General features: G+C 53.7%; 1 protein-coding gene. It reads right to left on the bottom strand.

Annotated features, from left to right (window positions below; all coding sequences use genetic code 11):
- Positions 1-2,447 (bottom strand): SusC/RagA family TonB-linked outer membrane protein (locus ACYVE4_RS31035; RefSeq protein ID WP_461044311.1); only part of this gene is annotated, 2,447 nt, incomplete at both ends.

Raw genomic sequence — 2,447 nt, forward strand, 5'->3', positions numbered from 1 at the left:
TGCGTCTGCGTGCTGAAATTTGACGAGCTCTCGTAAATGGGGATGTTCGTGTTGGTGTTGGTGGGCAACCACGAATTCTTCACCCGTGAGCTAACGGCTCCACCTGTGAACGACTGGTAGAAATCCGTGAACCAACGCTGGTTGTTGAAAATCTTGTTGCCAAACGTAGCGTACAGGTTGGTGTTCAGATCGAAGCCTTTGTACTTCAGCGTCAGGGTGATACTACCCGTCAGCTTTGGAATGGGACTGCCTAAGTAAGTCCGGTCATCGGGAGAGATCTTACCGTCGCCGTTAACATCCTGATAGCGGAATCGGCCCGGAGCGGCTCCTTCCTGAGTTGGCGCAGCGGCTACCTCTTCCTTCGAGTTGAACAGACCGATTACGTTGTAACCAAAGAAGGAAGACAGATCATGTCCTGGTTCGTTCCGAACGGCATTGCCGCTCAGACGAGTCCCTCCGCCATAGAAGAAAGGAACTGATGGTGCAATAGCCGTAATTTTGTTGTTCAGCACGCTAGCAACGCCAGTTACTTCATAGCTCAGATCGCCTGACAGGTTGCCCCGATTGGTGATCAACAGGTCGATCCCTTCATTGCGCATACCCGCCACGTTCACCGATGGTGCACTAGCCCGAGCCCCCACAACACCCGGTAGCGCCAGCGGATACAACAGATCCTTGGTGTCCTTGCGCCAGAAATCCAACACCACTTCTAACTTGTTGTTGAAAAACGACCCATCGATTCCGATGTTGGAGGTGATCGAGGTTTCCCATTTAGCAGCCGGGTTACCGATCTGGCTGCGGTAGAAACCAGCGGCAATGCTGTTGTTGGTACCACTGATGTCATAGCCATTACCTGCGTTGGAGGCAAACAGGTTGTACTGGTTGGTCGAGGAGAGGTAGCTGGAGTTACCCATGGCCCCATACCCACCGCGAATCTTCAGATCAGACACCCAGGGCAGGTTCTTCATGAACGGCTCCGACGATAAGCGCCAGGCCACCGAAGCGGCCGGGAACACCCCGTAACGGAAAGCCGGCGCGAACTGTGATGACCCATCCCGACGGATAACGCCGGTCACGATGTACTTATCGTTGAAAATGTAGCGAGCCTGAGCAAACAACGAGTAGAATCGGTTCCCTAAGCTATAGCCACTTCCCACGCTCCGAGTGGCACCCGGCGTCGTTGTGTTGATAGTCACGTAGTTCGGGTCAGTGGTGAAAGGGTTCTGACCCGATCCGCTGAGGTTACGACCAGCGCCTGTGTTCAGGGCTTCAATCCCACCGATCACGTCGATATCGTGAATACCGAACTTCTGTTTGAAGTGGGCGGTGTTGGTGAAGGTCCAGGCCAGACCATACCCCGCTCCTTCGGAGTAGGTGTAGGTGGTGTTGTTCTCCGAGTTTTCGTACTGCACCCGACCGTAGGAGTTATTATAATTGCTAAAGTAGGTACCGCCGATGCTGGAGCGCAGGGTCAGCGAAGGGATCACATCGTACTCCAGGTACGCATTCCCAAAGCCAAAGATGTCGAATCTGGAATCGTTAGCCCGAGCCTGGCGATCAGCAACTGGGTTTCTTGGGTTGTTGAAACCCGGAGCCGCTGTCCCCGCATAGCCACCAAACGAGTTGTAGATTGGAATAATCGGGGGCATCCGGAAGGCCGATAACACTTCATTTTCATCCGAGGAGGACGAGGAGTTATTGTTGGTTCCATTTCCTAGCTGATTCCCGACACCACCCAGAAGACCTTTTGTTTTGATGTAAGCCAGCTGGAAGTTTTCGCCAAAGCGGAGTTTTTTGGTGATGTCAAACTCGGTGTTGGCTCGCAGGTTGTAGCGGACATAGTCATTGTTGATGACGATCCCGGCCTGCTGCTGCATGCCCAGGGCGATGTAGTAGCGGCTATAATCGGTCCCGCCCGAGAAACCGATGTTATGACGCATCAGGGGAGCGACTCGGGTGATAGCACCGTACCAATCCGTGCCTGCTTTGTTGGAAGGGATGACGTTATAAATAGCGCCGTTAGCCGAATTGACATTGTACTTGGCTGCCTCAGCGGTCAGATCAACCTGTGAAGCCGAAAGTCCTGCCCGTGTACCAACCAGCAGATAATCGGGTAGGACAGGAGTTTGGCCTGTGCCATACTGGTTACTAGCGATCCCGGTGAAGCTATCAGGACCGATGGTGCCCCCTGCCTGATAGATGTCATTCTTGCGGGCCTGCCAGGCCCAGTCAGCCTGCTCCTGCGGAGTCAGGATGCTGTAGCCTTTCCCTGGATCGGTGGCCCCATACAGACCATCGTAACTAACACTTAATTTCTGTGCTTTACGTTGTCCTTTTTTGGTAGTGATGACAATCACGCCCGAAGCAGCCCGGGCTCCGTAGATCGAAGCTGCAGCCGCATCTTTGAGCACCGTGGTGCTTTCGATGTCATCCGGTGGGATGAAAGA

Source organism: Spirosoma harenae (assembly GCF_054776975.1).